This is a genomic window from Stenotrophomonas sp. Steno-C18 (genome assembly GCF_056393195.1).
Genome location: NZ_JBWJOX010000002.1, coordinates 494476 through 513324, shown reverse-complemented (window position 1 = coordinate 513324; position 18849 = coordinate 494476). Strand labels below are relative to the sequence as shown.

Annotated in this window: 19 protein-coding genes; 3 read left to right on the top strand and 16 right to left on the bottom strand. The window is 67.8% G+C overall.

The genetic code is table 11. The features are described from left to right. The first annotated feature begins 44 nt into the window (after positions 1-44). Both pdxR and AC06FE_RS06915 read left to right on the top strand, forming a co-directional pair. Positions 45-1547 carry a MocR-like pyridoxine biosynthesis transcription factor PdxR gene (gene pdxR / locus AC06FE_RS06920; RefSeq protein WP_478072614.1) on the top strand — a complete coding sequence of 501 codons (1503 nt, stop codon included), beginning with the start codon at positions 45-47 and terminating at the stop codon, positions 1545-1547. Positions 1548-1600: 53 nt separating this feature from the next. Next, positions 1601-2146 carry a pseudouridine synthase gene (locus AC06FE_RS06915; protein ID WP_478072675.1) on the top strand — a complete coding sequence of 182 codons (546 nt, stop codon included), beginning with the start codon at positions 1601-1603 and terminating at the stop codon, positions 2144-2146. A gap of 72 nt (positions 2147-2218) precedes the next feature. Here AC06FE_RS06915 and AC06FE_RS06910 read toward each other — a convergent pair whose 3' ends face one another. Continuing rightward, entirely contained in the window at positions 2219-2581 is a 363-nt protein-coding gene (locus AC06FE_RS06910) for a hypothetical protein (protein WP_132863792.1), read from the bottom strand. A 204-nt stretch (positions 2582-2785) separates the two neighbouring features. After that, positions 2786-5302: an ATP-dependent helicase HrpB gene (gene hrpB, locus AC06FE_RS06905; RefSeq protein WP_478072613.1), complete on the bottom strand. Its 2517-nt coding sequence runs from the start codon at positions 5300-5302 to the stop codon at positions 2786-2788. Between the two features lie 256 nt (positions 5303-5558). On the opposite strand from hrpB, the gene AC06FE_RS06900 reads away from it, so the two are divergent. Continuing rightward, on the top strand, positions 5559-6350 hold the full coding sequence (locus AC06FE_RS06900; RefSeq protein ID WP_192287056.1) for a TatD family hydrolase: 792 nt from the start codon (positions 5559-5561) through the stop codon (positions 6348-6350). A 9-nt stretch (positions 6351-6359) separates the two neighbouring features. On the opposite strand, the gene panE is transcribed toward AC06FE_RS06900, so the two are convergent. From panE to AC06FE_RS06830, 14 genes are all read right to left on the bottom strand, one after another. After that, positions 6360-7298, bottom strand: a complete 939-nt coding sequence (gene panE / locus AC06FE_RS06895) for a 2-dehydropantoate 2-reductase (RefSeq protein ID WP_478072612.1) — start codon at positions 7296-7298, stop codon at positions 6360-6362. A 77-nt stretch (positions 7299-7375) separates the two neighbouring features. Next, on the bottom strand, positions 7376-8002 hold the full coding sequence (locus AC06FE_RS06890; RefSeq protein WP_478072611.1) for a hypothetical protein: 627 nt from the start codon (positions 8000-8002) through the stop codon (positions 7376-7378). Further along, positions 7992-8669: a TadE/TadG family type IV pilus assembly protein gene (locus AC06FE_RS06885; protein WP_192287053.1), complete on the bottom strand. Its 678-nt coding sequence runs from the start codon at positions 8667-8669 to the stop codon at positions 7992-7994. The genes AC06FE_RS06890 and AC06FE_RS06885 overlap by 11 nt, the downstream gene beginning before the upstream one ends. Next, on the bottom strand, positions 8666-9055 hold the full coding sequence (locus AC06FE_RS06880) for a DUF192 domain-containing protein (RefSeq protein WP_478072609.1): 390 nt from the start codon (positions 9053-9055) through the stop codon (positions 8666-8668). The genes AC06FE_RS06885 and AC06FE_RS06880 overlap by 4 nt, the downstream gene beginning before the upstream one ends. After that, entirely contained in the window at positions 9052-9933 is an 882-nt protein-coding gene (locus AC06FE_RS06875; protein WP_478072608.1) for a type II secretion system F family protein, read from the bottom strand. The genes AC06FE_RS06880 and AC06FE_RS06875 overlap by 4 nt, the downstream gene beginning before the upstream one ends. 5 nt (positions 9934-9938) lie before the next feature. After that, a complete protein-coding gene (locus AC06FE_RS06870; protein ID WP_192287050.1) occupies positions 9939-10790 on the bottom strand; it encodes a type II secretion system F family protein in 852 nt (283 codons plus the stop codon). Beyond that, a complete protein-coding gene (locus tag AC06FE_RS06865; RefSeq protein WP_478072607.1) occupies positions 10787-12490 on the bottom strand; it encodes an ATPase, T2SS/T4P/T4SS family in 1704 nt (567 codons plus the stop codon). The genes AC06FE_RS06870 and AC06FE_RS06865 overlap by 4 nt, the downstream gene beginning before the upstream one ends. Before the next feature lie 8 nt (positions 12491-12498). Continuing rightward, positions 12499-13929: a type II and III secretion system protein family protein gene (locus tag AC06FE_RS06860; protein ID WP_478072606.1), complete on the bottom strand. Its 1431-nt coding sequence runs from the start codon at positions 13927-13929 to the stop codon at positions 12499-12501. Positions 13930-14022: 93 nt separating this feature from the next. After that, positions 14023-14811, bottom strand: coding sequence for a Flp pilus assembly protein CpaB (gene cpaB / locus AC06FE_RS06855; RefSeq protein WP_192287047.1), 789 nt, complete (start codon positions 14809-14811; stop codon positions 14023-14025). Further along, complete coding sequence (locus AC06FE_RS06850; RefSeq protein WP_192287046.1) at positions 14808-14993, bottom strand: hypothetical protein; 186 nt, start codon at positions 14991-14993, stop codon at positions 14808-14810. The genes cpaB and AC06FE_RS06850 overlap by 4 nt, the downstream gene beginning before the upstream one ends. Before the next feature lie 7 nt (positions 14994-15000). Continuing rightward, positions 15001-15669 (bottom strand): hypothetical protein, encoded by a 669-nt coding sequence (locus AC06FE_RS06845; protein WP_478072605.1) that lies wholly within the window; start codon positions 15667-15669, stop codon positions 15001-15003. After that, positions 15653-16450: a TadE/TadG family type IV pilus assembly protein gene (locus AC06FE_RS06840; RefSeq protein WP_323437768.1), complete on the bottom strand. Its 798-nt coding sequence runs from the start codon at positions 16448-16450 to the stop codon at positions 15653-15655. The genes AC06FE_RS06845 and AC06FE_RS06840 overlap by 17 nt, the downstream gene beginning before the upstream one ends. Then, the gene (locus tag AC06FE_RS06835; RefSeq protein WP_478072604.1) at positions 16447-17235 is read right to left on the bottom strand and encodes a hypothetical protein; all 789 of its coding nucleotides are present in this window, start codon (positions 17233-17235) and stop codon (positions 16447-16449) included. Before AC06FE_RS06835 ends, AC06FE_RS06840 begins: the two co-directional genes overlap by 4 nt. Beyond that, a complete protein-coding gene (locus tag AC06FE_RS06830) occupies positions 17232-18737 on the bottom strand; it encodes a pilus assembly protein TadG-related protein (protein ID WP_478072603.1) in 1506 nt (501 codons plus the stop codon). Before AC06FE_RS06830 ends, AC06FE_RS06835 begins: the two co-directional genes overlap by 4 nt. Positions 18738-18849: the final 112 nt, after the last annotated feature.

Below are 18849 nucleotides of genomic sequence, written 5' to 3'. Positions count from 1 at the left end.
CCTGCCGGGCAGACCATTGCGGCAACCCGGGAGACCCCACGGCGATGTTCAGGCACGCGCAACTGGAGTCGGTGAAGGCCGGCATCGGCGACCCCGCCCATGCCGGGCTGGCGCTGCATGCCCGTATCCAGCGGGCGATCCGCCAGCTGATCCTGGACGGTGCGCTGGAAGTGGGCCGCCCCTTGCCGGCCACGCGCCCGTTGGCGCAGTCGCTGGGGGTATCCCGCGATACGGTCGAGGCGGCCTACCGCCAGTTGCATGCCGAGGGCTTCATCGAACGTCAGGTGGGTAGCGGCAGTCGGGTGTCGCAGCGTGCCCGGCCATTTGCCGGCGGCAAGGCGCAACGGCGTGGCCACGCGCCGCGGCAGGCCGTGCGGCTGAGCACGCGCGGCCAGGCGTTGCGCGCCACTGGCGGGGTCACCGGCGCCACGCAGCATGCCTTCGCGCCCGGCGTGCCGGAGACGCGGAACTTCCCCTTGCAGACCTGGGAACGCCTGCAGCGCGAGGTGATCCGCGCGCAGGGCAGCGCGGTGCTGGCGCACAGCCCGGCGCAGGGCGTGGAAGCATTGCGCCGGGCGATCGCCGACTACATCAACCTCGAACGCGGTGGCCACACCACGCCGGAACGGGTGCTGGTGCTGACCAGCTCGCAGCAGGCGCTGACGCTGTGCGCCAACGTGCTGCTCGATGCCGGTGAGCGCATCCTGGTCGAGGACCCGATGTACCACGGCGCGGCGCGTGCCTTCGATGCGGCGGGACTGCAGCCGGTGCCGGTGCCGGTCGATGCCGAGGGCATGCAGGTGGAGCGGCTGCCGCAGTTGGCGGCGGGTGCACGGGCAGTGTTCCTCACGCCATCGCACCAGTTCCCGACCGGGGCGACGCTGGCGCTGGACCGCCGCCTGGCGCTGGTGCACTGGGCCGAGCGCAACGATGCCTGGATCATCGAGGACGACTACGACAGCGAGTTCCATTACGCCGGCAAGCCCACCGCGTGCGTGCAGGGGCTGGACCCGCACGAGCGCACGCTCTACATCGGCACGTTCACCAAGTCGCTGTTCCCCGGCCTGCGCATCGGCTACCTGGTGCTGCCGCCGGCGTTGGTGGAACCGATGACGGTGGCGCGCAGCCTGATGGACGGGCACAGCCCCACGCTCACCCAGCTGACGCTGGCGCGCTTCATGGAGGCGGGCCACTTCGGCGCGCACGTGCGGGCGATGCGCCATCTCTACGTGCAGCGGCGCGATGCACTGCTGCACCTGGTACGCACGCAGTTGTCCGACTACCTGGTGCCACAGGTGCCGGCGGGCGGCATGCAGCTGCCCTGCCTGCTCCGGCCCGGCATCGACGAACAGGCGGTGTTGGATGGCGCGCGCCGGGCGGGCGTCGCGCTGCAGGGACTGAGCGCCCTGCATGCCACGCGCACGCCGCAGGCCGGTTTCCTGCTCGGCTTCGCCGCTTACACGGTGGCGGAGATGGAGGGGGCGGTGGCGCAGCTTGCCGCAGTGCTGCGGCGGACGGTGGCCGGGCGTCGGCGCGCGCCGCGCTAGCGTCGCGCGGCGGGGATGGGACAATGGCGTCCCGCCCGTCGCCCGCCGTTTCCATGCTGATCGCCTTCAACAAGCCCTTCAACGTGCTGTGCCAGTTCACCGACCGCAGCCAGCCGCCGCGCGCGACGCTGGCCGGGTTCGGCCTGCCGGCCAACGTGTACGCGGCCGGTCGGCTGGACTACGACAGCGAAGGCCTGCTGTTGCTCACCGACAACGGCAACCTGGCCCATCGCCTGACCGACCCGAAGCACAAGCAGCCCAAGACCTACTGGGTGCAGGTGGAAGGCGTGCCGAGCGAGGACAGGCTGCAGGCGCTGCGTGACGGCGTGCAGCTCAACGATGGGCCGACGTTGCCGGCCGGCGTGCAGCGGATGGAACAGGCGCCGGCCGTGTGGGAACGCAACCCGCCGGTGCGTTTCCGCAAGACCGTGCCCGATGCATGGTTGGCCATCACGATCCGCGAAGGCCGCAACCGCCAGGTACGCCGCATGACCGCAGCGGTCGGACTGCCCACCTTGCGGCTGGTGCGCGCAGCGATGGGGCCGTATGCGCTGGAGAGCCTGCAGCCGGGGCAGTGGCGGGAAGTGGGCGCACGCTGAAACGAAAGAAGCGCAGCACGGCCGACGGCCGTTGCTGCGCTCCTGCGGAACTGCCGGCGTTGCCGCCGCGGCTCAGGTATCGCTGCCGATGTCGCTGGTTTCGTCGGTGACGCTGGCCGCATGCGCGTGGCGACGACGCTGCGCGATCTGGCGCGACTTGGCCTCGATGGCTTCGTTGTCACGCTTGTTCTTGCGGTACAGCATGTAACCGATCAGGCCCAGGCCCACGGCGGCCACCGCCACGGTGGCGGTCGGGTTGCGGCGGGCGACGCGGCTGACGGTACGACCACCGGTCTTCAGGGCGCCGATGGCGGCACCGGCCTTCAGCCATTCGGCGGCATTGGCACCGCCACCCTTGAGGCTGCCGCCGGCATGGTTGACCAGTTCCATTGCCCGCTCCAGGGCCGGTCCGGTGATATCGCTGAACTTGCTCATGTGGGGGCTCCTTGTTTGCGAGGATCAGACGCCCAGTTTCGCTGCACGGGCGTGTAGGGGATGTTAGCCGGAAAGCGCGGGGCTGAGCGCGGGATGAAACGTGTGCGTTCACGCTTGGGTGTTGGTGGCGCGGACGGCACCCCTCCCCGCCCTCACCTTGGCCACGCCAAAGGGAGGGCTGCCGTTCCCGGCGCCCGCCCGGCCTCACGTCCCGCGCGGCTTGGCCCGATGTGTGGCGGTCGCGCTCCATGGATCATCCGGCCACGGGTGGCGTGGGTAGCGGCCCTTCATTTCCTTCTTCACCTCGGCATAAGTGTTCTGCCAGAAGTTCTTCAGGTCACCGGTTACCTGCAGCGGCTTGCCGCCGGGCGAAAGCAGGTGCAGCAGCAACGGCACGCGGCCATCGGCGATGCGCGGCGTGTCGGCCAGGCCGAACAGTTCCTGCAGCTTCACCGCCAGCACCGGCGGACGCGGGCTGATGCCGTCGTCGTCCAGCGCGTAGTCGATGCGCCGGTCCATGCCCGAGGGCACGCTGATGCGCACCGGGGCATGGCGGTCCACCTGTTGCCGCGTGTTCCAGTCGATGCCGGATTTCAACGCTTCGCCCAGCTCTTCCTCGGTGAGCGCGTCCAGCCGGGTCTTGCCGTTGAAGGCCGGCAACAGCCAGTCCTCCAGCGTTTCCAGCAACGCGGCGTCGGCCAGGTCGGGCAGGGCGAGTTCGGGCATCCACGCGCGCAGGCCCATCACCCGTGCGCGCCATTGCTGCAGGTTTTCGGTCCACGGCAGCGCGTCGAGCCCCAGTTCGCGCACCGCATCGGTGAGTGCACGCGCGGCATGCGCCGGGTCCACGCGGCCGGCCGGGCGGCTGTCCAGCACGATACGTTCGAAGCTGCTTTCGCGGCGCGCTTCCAGCGCACGCTTGGCGGCGTTCCAGCGCACCACGTCCTGCTGCCGGAAGCGTTCGGGGAAGTCGGTGCGCAAGCGCGTTTCATCGACCGGGGCCGCACGCAGGATCAGCGCATCACGCGGGTCATGGCGCAGTTCGCTGATGACCAGCCATGGCTCGCCGCGCAGGTCGCTGTGATCGAACTGGCGCGCGCTGCGGCCATTGGCCAGCTGGTAACGAAGGGGATCGCTGGGGTGCTGCAGGGCGATGCGGTCGGGGAAGGCATGGGCGAGCAGGTCGCCGAGCTCATGTGCCTCGATGTTGCCGGGGGGCGTGGCGTCGCAACGCAGGCGCCGCCGCCATTGTTTCGAAGCCGCATCGATCGCGGCCAGCGCGCTGCCGCTGGCATCGTGCGGTGCGCGGCCGGCGCGGAAGGCCGCCAGCGCACGCCAGCGGGCGGCCAGTGCATCGCCGCCCTGGCGCAACGGGTCGCGTGCTTCCAGCAATGCGGCCAGGTCGGCGGCCAGCGTTTGCTCGCGCGGGTTCCTGGCCGACAGCAGCATCGCGGCCATGCGCGGGTGCGTGCCCAGGCCGAGCATGCGCTTGCCCAACGCGGTGAGGGTGTTGCCCGCGCTCAAGGCGCCCAGCCGCTGCAGCAGCTCGCGCGCGGCGGCCAGTGCACCGGCCGGCGGCGGGTCGACGAAGCGCAGCTCGTCGCTGCCCCACGCGGCCAGCTCCAGTGCCAGCGCGGCCAGTTCCACCTGCGCCATCTCCGGGCGCCGCTGCGGCTCCAGCCGTTGCGATTGCGGCCACAGCCGCCACGCCCAGCCGGCGGCGACACGGCCGGCGCGGCCGGCGCGCTGGTCGGCCGAGGCCTGCGAGATGGCCACCGCATCCAGCCGCGAGAAGCCGCTGTTGGGGTCGTAGCGCGGCTCACGCGCCAACCCGGCATCGATCACCACGCGCACGCCGGGCAGGGTGACCGACGACTCGGCGACGTTGGTGGCCAGCACCACGCGGCGGCGGCCCTCCGGATCGGGCTGCAGCACGCGTGATTGCTGTTCGATCGGCAGCTCGCCGTGCAGGGCGAGGACATCGACGTTCCGACCCGCCTCGGCAGCGGTCAATGCCGCCTGCAGCGCGGCCTGCACCCTGGCGATCTCGCGCTGCCCCGGCAGGAACACCAGTACGTCGCCGGGATGCTCGGCCAACGCCTGTTCCACCGCGCGGCGGGCCTGTGCTTCCAGTGCTTCATCGCGGCGGGCCGGGAAGTGGCTGACCTCGACCGGATGGCTGCGGCCTTCGCTGGACAGGCGCGGTGCATCCAGGAAATCGGCCAGGCGCTCGCCATCGAGCGTGGCCGACATCACCATGATGCGCAGGTCTTCGCGCAGTTGGCTTTGCACGTCCAGCGCCAAGGCCAGGCCGAGGTCGGCGGCCAGGTGGCGTTCGTGGAATTCATCGAACAGCAGCGCGCCCACGCCTTCCAGCAGGGGATCGTCCTGCAGCATGCGGGTCAGGATGCCTTCGGTGACCACCTCGATGCGGGTGCGCGCGGAGACCTTGTTCTCGAAGCGGATGCGGTAGCCCACGGTTTCGCCAACCGGCTCACCGAGCTGGCGCGCCATGAACAGCGCGGCGCTGCGCGCGGCCACGCGGCGAGGTTCGAGCATGATGATCCTGCGGCCGGCCAGCCATGGCGCGTCCAGCAGCGCCAGCGGCACCTGGGTGGTCTTGCCGGCGCCGGGCGGGGCTTCCAGCACCAGCCGCGGCTGGGTGGCCAGCTGCTGGAGGATCTGCGGAAGCAGGGGGGAAATGGGGAATTCGGATGCCATGCGTGCATTGTAGAAGGCTGGTGGTGCGGGACCATGCGGCCAGCGGTGCCGGAAGACTTACCCCTCCCCAGCCCTCCCCTGCTACGCAAGGGAGGGCGCGGTCTTTCGCACCCGGACAGATCGCCGCAGGCAGCGCTTGGCCCCCTCCCTTTCGCGTAGCGAAGGGGAGCGCTGGGGAGGGGTAAGTCGCACGCCGCTAGCGCTCCCGGTACAACGACTACAATTGCCGCCTTCACTGCTTTCCGGTTCCCGCTCCATGCAACTGATCGACATCGGTGCCAACCTCACCCACGATTCCTTCGAACGCGACCTGGACGCGGTGCTGGAGCGCGCCCGCGCCGCCGGCGTGGTGCAGATGGTGGTCACCGGCGCCAGCCGCGAGCATTCACCGCAGGCACTGGAACTGGCGCGACGCCACCCCGGCTTCCTGTACGCCACCGCCGGCGTGCACCCGCACCATGCCAGTGAATACACCGATGAGTGCGATGCGGAGATGCGTGCGCTGCACGTGCACCCGGAAGTGGTGGCGGTGGGCGAATGCGGGCTGGACTACAACCGCGATTTCTCGCCGCGCCCGGCGCAGCGCAAGGCCTTCGAACGCCAGCTGCAGATCGCCGTGGACACCGCCAAGCCGCTGTTCCTGCACCAGCGTGACGCTCACGATGACTTCATCGCGATGATGAAGAACTTCGACGGCCAGCTTGGTCCGGCGGTGGTGCACTGTTTCACCGCCGAGCGCGGCGAGCTGTTCGATTACCTGGACCGCGACTACTACATCGGCATCACCGGTTGGCTGTGCGATGAGCGTCGCGGCGCGCACCTGCGCGAGCTGGTCAAGCACATCCCGGCCGAGCGGCTGATGATCGAGACCGACGCGCCCTACCTGCTGCCGCGCACGCTCAAGCCGATGCCCAAGGACCGCCGCAACGAGCCGGCGTTCCTGTCGCACATCGTCCAGGAGCTGGCGCGCGACCGTGGCGAGGACGTGGCCGTCACCGCCGCCAACGCCACCGCCGCCACGCGCGCGTTCTTCCGCCTGCCGGGCTGAGCACGCGGCTCAATCGCCGCGCTGCGCCTGGTAGACCTGCAGGTGGCAGTAGGCGGCCTGCAGCAGCGGGGCGGCCTGCCCGGCGGCGCACGCGCGGTCGAGCATGTCGCCGACGATGTGCGCCGCTTCCACGCGCTGGCCGGCTTCCAGGTCGCGCAGCATCGAGGCCTTGATCGGCGAGCCGGCCTTGGTCACCGCCCCCAGCGCGATCTGCTGGGCGACCGACGGGATTGGCTGGTCGGCGTGCGCGGCCACCGCCAGGCATTCGGCGTACAGCGCCTGCATCAATGCGGTGCCGTGGTCGGTGGCGACGATGCTACCGACGTCCCCACGCATCAGGCAGGTGCCGGCCGCCAGCGTGGCCAGGAAGGTGTACTTCACCCATTGCTCGCGTGCGATGTCCTCGGAGGCGACATGGTCGATGCCGGCCTGGGCGCAGGCCGCGGCCAATGCCGCGACGCGTGCGCTGGCGGCACCGCCATCACGCTCGCCGAAGGTCAGCTTGGCCGGCTTGTCCAGGTGCAGCACTGCGCCGTCCCCGGCCTTGGTCGCGCTGATGAAGCACAACCCGCCCAGCACCTGGTCGCGGCCGAAGCGCGCGTCCAGCGCCGCGTAGTGGCGCAGGCCATTGAGGATCGGCAGCACCGTGGTCGCCGGGCCCACCGCCGGCGCGATGGCATCGATCGAGCTGTCCAGGTCATAGGCCTTGCAGCTCAGGATGACCAGGTCGAAGGGGCGCTGCCGCGCCAGTTCCGGCAGCGCCTCGGCGGTGACGTGCGCGACCGGGAACGCCGCATCGCCCAACGGGCTGCGGATCACCAGGCCATCGCGGTCGAGCTGCGCGGCGCGGTTGGCCCGCACCAGGAAGGTGACATCAACGGCGGCCTGCGCCAGGCGGCCGCCGAAGTAACCGCCGGTGCCACCGGCGCCAAGGATCAGGATACGCATCTGCGGGAAACACCGTTCGAACCAGGGGAGTGGGCCCCATCATAGTGAGTCGGCAGGCGCGTGGGCCGGTGGTGGCCTCAGTCGGTCATGCCCTTGGGGACGTGCAATGTCGTGGGCATGGCGAACGCCGCTGCGTCGAGCGGTTCGTAATCCACCCGCGAGGCACGGAAGCTGCGGCTGTCCTGACGGCTTCCGTGGGTGCCGCGGTAGGCCAGCAGCAGCCCGGTCTCGCTGTCTATCCACAAGGTGCCACGGGTGGTGCCGTCGGGCCCATGGCGGGCGTGGTCATAGTTCACGCCCTTGGCCAGGCGCCCGGCGATGAACTGGCCCTGTGCCGGTGTGCAACGGCCCTGCACGTTGTCGCAGGGCCGTTGCACGTCATACCAGTACGGGCCGCTGGCGTCATTGGCCGGGATCATGTAACGCCCCTGCACGCTGATCCACCATGCACGCGGTTCGTCGTTGCGCTTGAGCAGGTAGACGTCCGAGCTGCCGGTATCGAAATGGAAGTCGGCGCGCATGCCTTCGGCAGCGGTGCGCAGGGTCAGCCGGATCGGCTTGTCGGTGCCGCGGGGCGCCAGGTTGCCGTAGCCCTCGACGGTCGCCTCGATGCGTGCCTGCATGCCTTGCGGCTGTGCCTGCGCGACACCGGCCGCGGACACGGCCAGCAGTGCCATCCACACGGCGCGACGATCAACGCGCAAGGCGGCTGCTGTCATAGATGGGCGTCTGCATGCGGACCACGGCGTAGGACTCGATCGGCAGGCGGCGGTGGCCGCTGACCGGTTCCTCGATCAGCATCGAGGCCGGATGGTAACTCTCGCCTTCGGTCAGCAGCGAGGAGAGGCCGGCGATGACGCGGTCGGCGAACGGCACGATCAGTGGCAGCTTGTAGGTCACCCTGATCTTGAGCAGGTTGGCATCCTGCACGTTGACCTGGCTGCCGCCCACGCGGTTGTCGCGGAACGCCAGGCTGTCGTTGGGTAGCGCGTAGCGGCCGTCGTACTGTCGCTCGCGGAATTCGTTGAAGGCCGCGCGGGTCGGCGCGATGACCTCGATGTCGGCGAACAGGCGGGTCTCCAGCTCGGCGCTGGCGCGGGCGCGGGCGACACCCGCTGCGTCCGGTGAGGTGGCCAGCAGCGGGGTCAGGCCGAAGGCCAGGGCGTTGCGCATCTTGGCATGGTCCACGCCGTTCACGGCTCCGGCACGCGCGGCCTGGAAGGCGGCGTAATCCAGGGTGGTCTTGGCGCGGTAGATCAGCACCAGCTGGAAGGTCACCAGGATCAGGAACAGGAATGCCGGCACGACGATGCAGAACTCGACCAGCGATTGCCCGGACTGGCGGCGGGGTGGGGTGCGCAGGGGTTTCATTGCAGGCCTCCATCGGCCGCGGGGACCGGGGCAGCGTCGGGAACGGGGTGCCAATGCAGTTGCTCGCCCACGCGCAGCGAGAACGCGGCAAGCGTACCGGCGGGCAGTTCCAGTGTGCTGCGCGCGCCGCGTTGCGAGGCCGCGCGCCAGGGCGCCACGGACTCGCGCCAACCCAGCACGTGGCCGTCACGGGACAGGAACAGCAGGTCCAGCGGGTAGCGCATGCCCAGCGTGTGCACGCTGGCACAGGGTTCGATCAACAGGCCTTGGCCCTTGCGCAGGCGCGGCAGCACCAGCAGGCCGAACAGGCGCCGGTACCAGACACGCGCGTGCAGCACCTGCGGTACCAGGCAATCCGTGCCGCGATACAGGGCCAGGGTCTTCACAGGATCCCCTGCTGTTTCATCTGCAGGTAGATGAAGTACGCCAGCACCACGAAGATCAGCGGGAAGAAGAACATCACCAGGGGCAGCATCATCTTCACCGGTGCTTCCAGCGCGAGCTTCTCGGCGCGCAGGAAGCGCTCTTCGCGGCGCTGGTTGGCCTGTGCGCGCAGGGTGTCGCTGAGGTTGGCGCCGACCTTGTCGGCCTGGATCAGCGAGCTGGTGAAGCTGGTGACCTGCGAGATGTCCATGCGGTCGGCCATGCGCCGCAGCGACTCGGCACGCGGCAGACCGGCACGCATGTCGCGCAGCATGCGCGAGAATTCCTGCGACAGCGGGCCGGGCGGACCACGCTGCACCGACTGCTCGATCGAGCCGGAGATGTTCAGGCCGGCCTCCACGCCCATGGTGATGAAGTCCAGGAACACCGGCAGGTCGCGCACCACGTACTTGGTACGGACCTTGCGGCGCTCGCCCAGCCACAGCGTGGGATACATCCAGCCCAGCGGCAGGCCGAACAGCAGGCAGAAGAACAGTGCGCCAACGCTGGCCTTGCCCAGCAGCACCACCACCAGCCCGAGGAACAGCGCCACCGCGCCGGCCGAGACGATGCGCGTGCCATACAGCTCTTCGGGCGTGAGCACGAAGTCCTGGCCGGCGGAGGTCAGGGCGCGGTGCGCGCGTTCGAGCTGGGCGGCCTTCAGCCGCGGGCCGACCGCATGGGTGGCGGCGACCACCACCGGCCACAACAGCTGCAGCATGCGTGGCAATGGATCCTGGTAGTCACGGTCGCTCTGCGGCACCTGCTGCAGCATGCCGCGCACGGCGAACATCACCAGCACCACTGCACCGATGGCCATCACCGCAACAAGGATGATCATCCAACTCATATGTCGATCGTCATGATTTTCCGGCACATGCGATACCCCAGGTACTCCAGCACGCAGATCAGGGCGATCACGCACCAGCCCTGCCAGGTGTGGAACATCGGGTTCATCGTTTCCGGATAGAACAGCACCAGAAAGCCCACCAGGCCGGCCGGCAGCATCGCCATCACGATGCCCTGCAGGCGGCCCTGCGCGGTGAGCGCCTTGACCTTGCCTTCCATCATCAACTTGCGGCGCAGCGTCTCGGCCAGCGTGGCCAGCGTCTCGGCCAGGTTGCCGCCAACCTCGCGCGAGATGGTCACCGCGGCGACGAACAGCTTGGCGTCATCGATCGGCACGCGCTCGGCGAAGTGCTCCAGCGCCTCCTCGGTGCGCACGCCCATGTGCTGCTCGCGCAGGATCAGCGACAGCTCCTGTGCCAGTGGCGGTTGCCCGTCCTGGGCGAGGGTTTCCAGCGCGGGGTTGAAGCCCACGCCGGCGCGCAGGCTGCTGGCCAGCATCAGCAGGCCATCGGGCAGCTGTGCCTGGATGCGGTCCAGCCGGCGCTGCTTGAGCCACAGGTAGATCTTGCGCGGCAGGATGGCCAGCAACAGCAGCACCACGATCGGCAGCAGCAGGTTGCCGGTGACCAGCCACAGCAGCAACGGCAGGATCGCCAGCAACAACGCGTTGCCGGCGAACAATGCCTTCGGGTCGACGAACAGGAACATGTCGGCCAGGTTGAGCCTGGCCTGGTTCATGAAGTTCTCGCGATAGCGCTCCATGAACCCGGCGCTGCTGCTGGCCAGGTACATGCCGGCCAGCGCGAAGCTGCCGAAGGCAAGCAGCGCGATCAGCCAGATCTCGCTCATCCCGGCGCTCCCGTGCGGAAGATGCCCAGGTCGATGTTGACGCCGCGCTCGGCCAGGGTCTCGTAGAACTCCGGCACCGCGCCGGTCGCTCGGAACTCGCCGACCACCTTGCCATCACGGCCGTGGTAGGAGCGCGGGCTGAACAGGAAGATGTCCTGCAGCTGGATGGTGCCACTCTCGATGCCGGTGACCTCGGAGATGTGGCTGACCTTGCGCGAGCCGCAGGGGTAGCGCTTCTGGTGGACGATCAGGTCCACCGCCGAGGCGATCTGCTCGCGCACCACCGTCATCGGCAATTCCATGCCGGACATCATCACCATCACTTCCAGGCGCGACAGCGTCTCGCGCGGGTTGTTGGCGTGGGCGGTGGTCAGCGAGCCTTCGTGGCCGGTGTTCATCGCCTGCAGCATGTCCAGCGCCTCACCGCCACGGCACTCGCCGACCACGATGCGGTCCGGGCGCATGCGCAGTGCGTTCTTGACCAGGTCGCGGATGGTGATCTGGCCCTTGCCTTCCATGTTCGGCGGGCGCGCTTCCAGCGCCACCAGGTTGGGTTGGGAGAGCTTGAGTTCGGCGGCGTCCTCGATGGTGACCACGCGGTCATCGTCGGGGATGAAGTTGGACAGGATGTTGAGCAGCGTGGTCTTGCCCGAGCCGGTACCGCCACTGACCACGATGTTGCGGCGTTCCTTCACCGCCATGATCAGGAACTCGAGCATCTGCGGGTTCAGCGAGCCGAACTTGAGCAGGTCCTCGCCGTGCAGCTTGCGCTTGGAGAACTTTCGGATGCTGATGCTGGGGCCGCGCAGCGCGACCGGCGGGATCACCGCGTTGACGCGCGAACCGTCCTTCAGGCGTGCGTCCACCAGCGGCGAGCTTTCGTCGATGCGGCGGCCCAGCGGGGTGACGATGCGTTCGATCGCCGACAGGACCGCGCGGTCGTTGGTGAAATTGACCGTGGACTGCTCGATCCGGCCGGCGCGCTCGATGAAGATCTGGTCGTGTGCATTGACCATGATTTCGGTGACGCTGTTGTCGTCCAGCAGGTCTTCCAGCGGACCCAGGCCAATCGCCTCGTCCAGCACTTCCTTGGCCAGGCGGCGTCGGTTGACGGTCTTGGGAAGGTCGCTGAACTCCTTCTCCATGACACTCTCGATCAGCTTGATGGTGGTCGAGCGCAGCACGTCATCGGTCATGCCGCGCACGTCGACGCGGCGCAGGTCCATCTGCTTGACCAGCGCGGCATGCACGCGCGCACGCCACACCGTGTTCTCCACGGCAAGTTCGGAAGGCTTTGCCAGGGATTGCGAGGGTTCCCGGGGCGCATCGTTGGGGTCATTGGCCGGCGCCGGCGCCGAAGTGGCCTGCACCACCGCCACCGGTTCGACCGGCCTGGCTTCCGGCGGGTCCTCGTCGATCACCTGCAGGCGGTAGTCGCCGATCTCCACGCTGTCGTTGCTGCTCAGCGGGCCGTGCGAGTCCTTCACGTCCTGTCCGTTGACGCGGATCGCCGCGCGTGCGCCCAGCGACTGGATGAAGATGCCGGCCTCCTCGCGCTTCAGGGCGGCGTGCTGCTGGGCGATGCTCCAGCCCTGCAGGATGATCAGGTTGCCGTCGCCACGGCCGATGCTGCACTCGCGGTGCATGCAGCGGACACGGCGTTCTTCGCGGTTGGAGGTGGTGATCAATACGTTGAACATGCTGATTCCTACTGCACGAACTCTTTGTTGCGGCGGGACATGGCTTCCTTGCCGCGCTCCTGGATGCTGTTGCCACGTTCCAGTGCGTCGATGTTCTCCTGCGATTCCGGGCTGATCACGCGCGGGGTGACGAACATCACCAGCTCGGTGCGGTTGCCGCGGAAGCCGTCGGAGCGGAACAGCTTGCCCAGGATCGGGATGTCACCCAGGATCGGGAACTTCTCCGCGCTCTTGGCAGCGCTGCTGTCCACCAGCCCGGACACGACGATGGTTTCACCGGCGCGCACGTTGATCTCCGAGGAGGTACGGCGGGTGGTGAAGCCCGGGACGCCCTGCACCATCACGCTGGGATCGATGCGGCTGACCTCGGCCATGAAGGTGGTGGAGATCTCGTCGTTGGAGTTGACCACCGGCTCGATGTCCAGCTTGATGCCGTACTCCTTGAAGTCCACCGTCACCTGGCCGAAGCCCTGCGGAATCGGAATCGGTACCTCGCCGCCGACCAGGAACTTGGCCGAGCCGCCGCTGCGGGCGCTCAGCTGTGGCGAGGCCAGCATGAACGCCTTGCCCTTGTTCATCAGCAGGTTGATGCTGGAACCGATGGTGGTGGCGATGCCGAAGAACGCCTGGGTACCGCGCACGGCGGTGGGCAGCGCCGGCTGCAGGTTCTCGAACGGCGAACCGTCCGGCAGCACGCGGTAGTAGTCGTTGGTGGTGAAATCCTTCAGCAGCCCGCCGGATGGGCCACGGATGACGTTGTCCCACTTGATGCCCAGCTCCTCCAATGCGTTGGAGTCGAACTCCATGATCTTCACGTCCATCAACACCATCGGTCGCATGCCGACCGGGTCGGAGGAGGTGAAGTCCAGCAGCTGCGGGTAGATCTCCTTCAGGCTGGCGATGCGCGCGGCGATGCCCGGATGCACGTCCTGGCCGGTGACCACGACGCGGTCGGAGATGGTATGCACGGTGATGTTGCCGGCATCGGCAAGCAAGGTGCGCACGGTGTCGGCCAGGCCTTCGGCGTCGCTCTCGCCGACGGTGACCGGCACCTCGATCTGGCTGCCGTCCTGCATCCACAGGTGGATGGTGCTGTCGCCGGTCTTGTTGCCGATCACCACCAGCTCATTGCGGCCGATGTTGGTGACCTGCAGCATTTCACCGTTGCCCACCGCCACACGCTTGAGCGCGCGCGGCAGGCGGTACACCGCAGCTTGGCCGACGTACAGGCGGGCACGCTCGGGCAGCGGCACCGTCTGGCGGCTGCCGGCGGGACGGCTGTAAGCGGCATTGGCCACCGGTGCCGGGAACTGATGGCCCGGAACCAGCGAGCCGGCGCCTGCATTGGATGCCGGTGCCGCCGGCGTGGCCGCGGCGGGTTGCACCAGGATCGGCATCTGCTGCGGTGCCTGCGGTGCGGTGGGGGTGGATCCGGACATCATGTCCACCTGCTGCGCGCCGACGGCGCCGGGCAGGGATATGGCGATGAATGCGCCCAGCATTGAAAAACGTGAGATGCGAGTACGCATGCTTCAGCCCTTGCCTCCGATGATGAAATGAACGCCGCTGCCCTGCGAACCGCTGGACTCTTTGCCTTTCTGCAACAGTTGTTTCTGGGTCAGGCCACCGAGGCCGAATGACTCGGAGTCCTCGTTGTGGCGCAGCATCACCCGCAAGCCGCCGGCCTTGCCCGCCACGGTCAGGCGCTCGGCTTCGCGGGGGGCCAGTTCCAGGGTGATGTTGGAGTAGCCGGGATTTTCCTCATCCACGGGTTGCTCGCCGATGCGGGTACCGGTGGCCAGCACGTTGATGTTCTCCAGCAGCGGCAGCACGCGCGCGCCGCCGCCTTCCTCGTCCACGGTCAACAGGATGTCGACATGGTCACCGGGGGCGACCATGCCGGAGATGGAATTGGTTTCGTCCACCGACATCGTGTAAGCCACGTTGCCGCTCTTGATGACCGAGGAGAACTGGTCGTACAGCGGCACCAGGGCAGCCCCCGGGACCGGTGCGCCCTTGGCAAGCGGCGAGCGCAGCACACGACCGACATACTGGTCATAGTTGTCCGGCGTGATCGCGTCGGCGGGTACCAGATCAACCGGGACCGGCCGCGCGGCGAGGTCATCGGAGGTGATCTGCATGCCCTGCTCGAGGTTCTGCTTGGGGACCGCGACGACAACCGTCTCGCCATCGTCGCGGGTCCGCTCGGCGACGGTCTTCTGCACGTAGTTCACCGCCAGCAGCGCGGCCAGGCCGCCCAGTACCAGTGCGACCAGGATGAAGACGAGGTTGCGGTTCGGCTTGATGTTGATCTTCTTCATACCCATCCGAGCGATAGTGCGTAGACGAAGCTCGAGTAGGCCTTGCGCAGGGCCTGGACGAGTTCGAGGATGATGTTGGGCTCGGCGACCAGGACGATGATCCCGAGCACGGTGACGATGGTGTACTCAATGAGGGCGGCCCCGCGTTGGGCGCGCCGGCTTGGCGGTGTTGGCTGTCTCATGGCCGCGCTATCTCGATATCTGGTTGACCACCATGTCGGTGGTTTCGCCGTTGCGATTGAAGGTGAGGGTCATCTGCTCCTTGCCGTTGCTGTAACTGGCGGTGCAGCTCAACGCCATCATCGGGCAGGGCTTTGCGTCCTGGCTGCGCCAGCCGCGTTCGGGCAGGCGTGACTTGTAGAACCCGTCTGCCTGGAACGGCGACATGCGCACGTTCATGGTCAGCGTGCGTCCGGGGTTGTCGAGGTAGACGGTATCGGTCACCACCTGGGTGCCGGAGGGCTTGAGGAAGTCGGCGCCGGGCTCGGCCCGGGGCGTTTCCTTCAGCACTTCGACGATGCCGATCTGGCCTTCGCTGCCGGCCGCACCGCCGCTGATCTCGATGGTGAAGAAGTGCTTGTTGGTGCCGTGCGCGACGATCTTCTTGCTGCCCAGATCGGTGACGGTCACCTGCCCGGGCCACAGCTGCTCGTAGTAGCGCACCAGTTGCGCCGGGGTCAGCTGGCTCTGGAAACGTGCCGCGCGCATCGGTACGCCGTTGTGGATCATGTGCCGCGAGACCCATTCGCCCTGGCTGTCATCAGGCAGGGGCAGCTCCGGCCAGCTGGACGCCATCGCCGGCATGCTGGCCGCCAGGCCCAGGGCAAGCACGCACAGGACATCACGGACGTGGCGCATAACGCTCCAGCTTGTCCATCGGCACCACATCCGGCTCGATGTAGCCCGGCTTCAGGTCACCCAGCACCCCGAACAGGGGCAGTGACGACACGCCCTGCAGCATCTTCGCGCCGTCCTCCAGGTTGCTGGTCGGCACCATGTTTCGGATCTGTGCCTTCACCGAGCGCGGATTGTTGCCGCTGATCCCTGCTCCAGCGGCATTCCACGGATCGGCCAGCAGTGCGCTGGTGGTCTGCATGCGCAGGCCGATCGTGTCGAACGGCTCCAGGTAAGCGGCGGCACTGCCGTCGGCGGTGCGCAGGTCGCGGATGCGCATGTCCATGCTGGCCGTGATCAGGCCACGCTCGTTGGGCGGGAACGGCCCCGGCAGTTTGGAGATCAAGCCGCTCAGCCTGCCCATGATCCCGGGCTCGCGGTCATTGCGGTATGCGCCAAGCGTGATGTCGCTACGCTGCAGCAGCGGCTGGTTGGAGAACGTGTTGAGCAGCGGGTCGTCCAGGCGCTCGGCGGTGCTGGCCGGCACGTTGCTGATGATCCTGCTGTCGGCGGCGCCGAAGTGGCGCGCGATCAGCTGCGGGCGCACCTGCGCGTTGCTTGGTACCGCGTAGGAGCGCGAGGCGGTCGCCTCCCAGGCGGCCGCACGCGTGGCCTGCTGCGCCTGCTGGCGGATGTGGACGTACTTGCCCAGGGTCGGAATCAGCAGGAACAGCGGCACCAGCACCAGGCACAGGACTGCCATTTCAACCATGCTCTGGCCGCGCTGCAGGCGGGGCGTGTTCATTGGCGCTTCTCCGTGGCGGCGGTGGGCGCGGGGAATGCCTGGCCGACAGTGAATACCTGCGTGGTCACCCGGTAGCCGTTGCCATTGCCTGGCTCGGCTTCCAGCACGATGTTGTCGGGCGAGGAACGGTGGTCATCGCCGCGCGAGGCGCCGAAACCCCAGGCGCGGCCGCCGGACCACACGCACAGGCGCGCCTGGTCCGGCGTGGTCCATTCGTCGCAGGGTTGGCCCGCCACCTGTCTGGCGGCAGGGCCCTGGAAACCTGCCGGTGCACGATCATCCTCGGGGACCAGCGCAAAGCGCTGCAGCGCGTCGGTGCTTTCCACCGGTTGCTCCTCGCGTGCACCGGTGGCCAGGTCCTGTTCGACGAATGTGGTGGCGCTGCTGCTGGAGAACGTGCCCTCCAGTTCCAGCTTGAACTGGCACAGGGCGTCGGGGGACTCTTGTCCGGCATCCCAACTGCGTGTCTGCAGGGTTTCGCTCTTGCCGTCCAGCCACATTTCGTAGCGGGTCACGCCGACCAGCGCCACCTCGGTGTCGCTCAGACGACGGGTGGGGATGCCACCAGCCTCGCAGGCACGCACGGCTTCCAGGTAGGCGGCGCGTCGACCGTTCTGGCCATCGGTGAGCAGTTCGGCCGTCTGGTCGAGGTGGATCGGCGGCATGTTCTTGACCGCGCCCGGTTCGCCGCTGCCACTGGCGTTGCTGTTGCAGGCAGCCAGCAGCGCAGCGGCGGCAACCAGCAGGGGGCAGCGCAGGCGCTGCAGGGAGGACGTATGGATCATAGGCGGGTGATTCCGAGCAGCACTTCCACCGAGTCCGGTGTGTCGATCAGGCGAGCCTGCCAGTACGGACTGAACAGGTTGCCCACTTCCAAGCGGTTGTCGCCGCGCTTGAACAGCGCGTAGTTCGGCGGGCGGTTGAAGTACACCTGGCCGGAGGCATAGGCCGAGATCTTGCCGCCGGCGGCCTTGTCTTCCATCGCCATCGGCGAACCAGCCGGGCCACCGATACCATCGATCGCGGCGCTGGTACGTGCCTTGGCGACATCGGTCTCCACATGCACGGTGAAGATCGGGCCGGTGTTCTTGGCCGGGTCGGCGCGGCTACCCGGCTCGGTATAGGGACGCAGCCCCTGGCCGGACTTCACATCGTCATAGTCACGCAGGCCCTGGTAACCGGTGAAGTACGCATCACGCTTCTTGCCATTGTCCAGGCTGACGTTCGGGTCACTGTCGATCATGCTGCTGGCAGCACGGTTTTCGCCGCGGATGTTGCCGTAAGGGCGATAGCGTCGGTTGTTGTTGAATTCCGATACCCAGCCACTGCCGTTGGCGAAGCCGGGCATGAAGCGCTGCTGCTGGTAACGCTGGACCGCTTGCGCGCCGCCCCAGCCCAGCGGAATGTTGATGTCCTTCAACGGCCACGGCAGGTTCACTTCCAGGCCCATGGCATCGGCGGCCACCCAACGGTCGTAGTCGACCATGTCGGTGCCGCCGGACTGGTTGAACTTGATCAGGAACAGGTTCAGGTCATGATCGCTGCGGCTCCACGAGAACGGGTCGCGCGATTGCATCACCACGTTGCGGAAGCGATCGGCCCCTCTGCGATCCTGTGCCGAGCCGCCAGCGCCGCCGCCGCGCGAACGCGGAATACGGTAGCTCTGCAGGAAGTTGTTGTTGGCGGTGAACAGCTGCGAGGTCAGCACGCCAGCGCCCACCGCGCTTAGCGCGGCATCGGGCGAATTTCGTTTGACGATGTCGCGGGCGACCAGTATTCCATCGACGCGGCCCACGGCCTCCAGGATTGAACGTGAGGCGGTGGCCAATGTGCCGTTGAGCGCATCCAGTGCGGTCACCGTGACCTGGGCCAGGCCGTGATAGGCGCGCCGGATGCCCTTGAGGGTCTGTCCGATGGCCTTGAATATGCTTGAAAGCGCCTGGAATATCGGCCCGACATAGGGAATCTTGGCCAGTACGCTCATCACCTTTTCCAGCACGATGGTCGTGGTGTGGAACTGGTTCATCCACGAGTACAGGCCGATCACCTGCGCAACGGCGACTTCATTGGCCACGCGCGCGCGGTTGGAATAGGCGGCGAAGTTCAGTGCCCGTGCCTGCTGCACGGCAACGCTGTAGGCAGCCGCATCGGCGGCATTGACCAGCTCGACCTTCTTGTTGACCGTCTGTCCGGTATCGAACAGCACGATCACGCCGACACATAGCACCAGCAGCATCACCAGCCCGAGCACCATTGCCTGCCCGGCCATGGTGCGTCGCTGGCTCAATGAGGGAATCCTGCGGGTACAGAAGGCTTGTGCTCTGGCACGAGGGCTCATGAGGTTTCACCGGGCATGGCTCGCCCGTTGGCGCCCACGCGTGGGCACCAAGGCGAGTAAC